Annotated in this window: 2 protein-coding genes and 1 pseudogene; 2 read left to right on the top strand and 1 reads right to left on the bottom strand. The window is 62.3% G+C overall.

Annotated elements, in window-relative coordinates; all coding sequences use genetic code 11:
• Positions 1–1,692 precede the first annotated feature (1,692 nt).
• The gene (locus tag C3418_RS23020; protein WP_103859350.1) at positions 1,693–2,751 is read left to right on the top strand and encodes a sensor domain-containing diguanylate cyclase; all 1,059 of its coding nucleotides are present in this window, start codon (positions 1,693–1,695) and stop codon (positions 2,749–2,751) included.
• A gap of 86 nt (positions 2,752–2,837) precedes the next feature.
• Positions 2,838–3,125 carry a hypothetical protein gene (locus C3418_RS23015; RefSeq protein WP_103859349.1) on the top strand — a complete coding sequence of 96 codons (288 nt, stop codon included), beginning with the start codon at positions 2,838–2,840 and terminating at the stop codon, positions 3,123–3,125.
• A 411-nt stretch (positions 3,126–3,536) separates the two neighbouring features.
• On the opposite strand, the pseudogene C3418_RS23005 reads toward C3418_RS23015, so the two are convergent.
• Positions 3,537–3,662, bottom strand: a pseudogene (locus C3418_RS23005) (PTS sugar transporter subunit IIA); the annotation flags it as partial.

The raw sequence follows: 3,662 nt of genomic DNA, 5'->3' as shown, positions 1-3,662 counted from the left end.
GACGATTAAAAAGTGTGAAGGCGATCCTGACTATAAAGTTAACTGCATATCACAGGCCTATAAGTATTTGTTTTGTAGGCAAAAAACTATTTTTAATTTTTAACAAAATGTTCACGATCTCGCCCTGATTCACTATTGGACCGTCTATATACAGCCGTTTCCCGATAGGGATATCTGCTGCTTGCAGTTGTATTCACCATGATTTTTTCACCTATGCAACCATATTGATGAAATCTGTTGCATAGGTGCGACAATCTGGTCTCGCCATGGGGTGGGTGAGGGGTTGGCTCTGAGAGAACAGCCCTCCCGACCCTGACCCCGCAAACACAAGGTCATGGTCAATTAACTGGCCTCGGTGCTGCGGGTTGGGTGTTGCCCCCCTGTTGTTCGCCGAGGTGAGGGCACAAGGTCAGGAGCGCCGTCATGGACGACGGCGCAGACGCAGGCGGTACAGGGATGTACCGTCTGCGTCGTTCCGCCAGACCTTTTGCCTGAACCGAGGGAACCCGACGCAGGAGGGCGAACAAGTGGGGGTGGCCTTTCTTTTGGTGACTTTTCTTTGGCCACGCAAAGAAAAGTCACTCGCCAAGCCGCGCAGCTGCGGCGAAACCCCGTCGAGGGCGGAGTCCTCGCGTCCTGCGCGGCGAAGCCGTGCCATTGAGGCGTGGGGCGGCATTCGCCAGGCAATGCCGTTACCCACCCCTCACCCTGACCCTCTCCCCCAAGGGGAGAGGGGACAAAGCCGAAACCCCATCGAGGGCAGCGCCCTCGTGTCCTGCACGGCGAAGCCATGCCATGGAGGCGTGGGACGACATTGCACCCGGCAATGCCGTTACCCACCCCTCACCCTAGCCCTCTCCCGCAAGGGGGGAGGGGATCAAGCCGAAGTCTCCGAGGTGGGCGGGCGAAACCCTGTCGAGGGCCGCGCCCTCGTGTCCTGCACGGCGAAGCCGTGCCATTGAGGCGTGGGGCGGCATTCGCCAGGCAATGACGTTACCGACCCTCACCCTGACCCTCTCCCCCAAGGGGAGAGGGGATCAAACCGAAGTCGCTGAGGCTGGCGGGCGAAACCCCGTCGAGGACGGAGTCCTCGCGTCCTGCGCGGCGGAGCCATGCCATTCACACGTGGGACGACATTCGCCAGGCAATGACGTTACCGACCCCCTCACCCTAACCCTCTCCCGCAAGGGGGGAGAGGATCAAACCGAAGTCTCCGAGGCTGGCGGGCGAAACCCCGTCGAGGGCAGCGCCCTCGTGTCCTGCGCGGCGAAGCCATGCCATTCAGGCGTGGGGCGGCATTCGCCAGGCAATGACGTTACCGACCCCTCACCCTAGCCCTCTCTCGAAAGGGAGAGGGGATGGTTACTGCGGACGATTACGCTTCGCTAATCGACCCTACGGCGTAGCCATGCCAAATGACGGTGAGTGACCCCCCACCCTGACCCTCTCCCTCAAGGGGAGAGGGGATGGTGACCGTGGGCGAATACGCGGCGGGAATCGACCCGGCACCCAGGGGCGAGGGCAGGGTTGTGTCCCTGTGTTTCGCATGGCGACGCCGCTTGGGGTCCGGTTATGCCAAAATGTGAACAAATCGATCTTTCCCCCGGTCAATCGTGGTCTCCCGCTTGTCGGGCCCGCCCCGAGTTGGCTAAGGTGGTCGCCCATCAGATGCACGCAGTTGTGGAGGTAGGCATGGACAAGTTATTGCTGGCGCTCTCGGAGCAAGTGATCAAGGCGCGGGATCTGGAGAGTCTGACCCGCCCTTTGCTGGAAATGCTGGAGTCGGTGACCGGGTTGGAGTCGACCTATCTCACCGAGATTGACCTCGGGCAAAGCAGCCAGCATGTTCTGTTTGCCCGCAATGCGGCCGGGCTGCAGATCCCCGAGGGGATGACGGTGGAGTGGAGCGATACCCTGTGTCGCCGTGCCATCGACGATGAGATTGGCTACACCGACGACGTCGCCGCTCTGTGGGGGGACTCCCAGGCGGCCAGCGAGCTCGGCATTCGCTCCTATCTGAGCAGCCCGGTGCGCACCTCTACCGGCTCCCTCTATGGCACCCTGTGCGGCGCCAGTACCGAACAAAAGCCCGCGGTGGCGGGGGCGCAGCAGCTCATCGCCTTCTTCGCGCACCTGATTGCCGAACAGGTGGAGCGGGAGCAACTGCTGCGGCAATTGCAGCAGGCCAACGACGAGCTCTCGCGCCTGGCCCTCTCCGATCCCCTCACCGGGCTCCCCAATCGCCGCGCCCTGATGCTGGAGCTCACCCGCCTCTTCTCGTTGTCGGAGCGGGCGGGGCATCCGGTGCTCATCGCCTTTGTGGATCTCGATGGCTTCAAGGCCATCAACGACGAGCATGGCCACGAGGCGGGGGACAGGCTGCTCACCGCCATGGCGCGGCAACTGAGCGAGACCCTGCGCGGCGGCGATCTGCTGGCCCGCTTTGGGGGGGACGAGTTCGTGGCCGTGGGCATGGGGCCTTTCCCGGGCGCCGACACGCTAGACGGGGCGGTGGCGGCGTTTCGCCAGCGCCTGTTCGAGCACAGCGTGCTGTCACTGCCGGTGGGGGACAAGGTGATTCACTATCCCGGTGCCAGCGTGGGGGCGGTGGCCGTGATGCCGGCCGAGGTCAGCGTCGAGGAGGCGTTGAACCGGTCTGATGCGAGCATGTATGCGGTCAAGCGCCAGCGCCGGGCCGCAGGGAAGGGCGGTAACCCGCCCCCTTCCAGTCAGGTGTCTGCCCCGCGATAGCAGCGGGGCGGGTTGAGAGGGCACAGGGTGGCGCGTCCACCCGGGTGCCAGTCTGTTTTCCCTTTTATCAGTTCGGAGCCCATACCATGGTTCATCTTCTTGTCCGCCGTGTGCGCGCCCTTGCCGGGCGGGCGGCCACCCTGATGGCCGGACTCTGCGAGTTTCAGCAGCGCATCTGGGTGGTCAGCATCGTCAAGGAGTCCTACACAGATACCTTCGTGGTCAACGAAGGTGGCTTCGAGGAGCCCTTGCAATGGATGCGTCGCAAGGGCTACAGCGCCGAGATGCTGGCCAGGGTGGAAGCCATGGCCCGATCCCAGGTGCTTCAGCTCGAGTGCGCCGGGCAGCATCACCGTCTGATGCGGGTGAAATAGGGGATAAGCCGCCCCCGGATGGCCTGGGCGGCACCGCCGCCCGGGCATTGACCACATATCCTGCCGCCCTCTTCGTGTCAGACGGGGAAAATGGGTCGCCAGTCATGATTTTTCCGTGGTTCTCTCCGGTTTCAGGCCGCCGGAGTAGACGCAAATCGCGGAGTTGTAGCTGTTGAAGGTGACCGCGTAGTTGAAATCGCAGAAATAGGCCGGGTGCTTGGTGGCGACAATGTCCCCCGCCTTGCACTTGTCCTGCATCCCCTCCACCAGGGTGTCGTTGTTTGACCCGAGACAGGCCTTGCCGGTGGTCTTGTCACCGCCGCAGGCCATCAGAAGGGCACAGACCGAGAGACTCATCAACCATTTCGCTGTGTTGTGCATGTGTATTCCCAAGAGATCGCAGAGATGGCGGGAAAGAGTCTTGAGGTGCTGCTTGCACTCGCTTTCCGGCACCAGCAATGCAAAGAGCAGGTCAACCGGTTGATTGTCGATAGAATCGAAAGGGATGGGCTCGGAGAAGGTCATCAACACGGCGGT

This window comes from Aeromonas sp. ASNIH8, from assembly GCF_002919855.1.
Taxonomy (GTDB): domain Bacteria; phylum Pseudomonadota; class Gammaproteobacteria; order Enterobacterales; family Aeromonadaceae; genus Aeromonas; species Aeromonas caviae.
Note: the sequence above shows the minus strand (reverse complement) of the source record. Positions and strands in the feature narration are given on the sequence as shown.

Coding starts and splice junctions, on each gene's coding strand:
- C3418_RS23020 (WP_103859350.1), top strand. CDS start 1,693: ATGGACAAGTTATTGCTGGCGCTCTCGGAGCAAGTGATCAAGGCGCGG.
- C3418_RS23015 (WP_103859349.1), top strand. CDS start 2,838: ATGGTTCATCTTCTTGTCCGCCGTGTGCGCGCCCTTGCCGGGCGGGCG.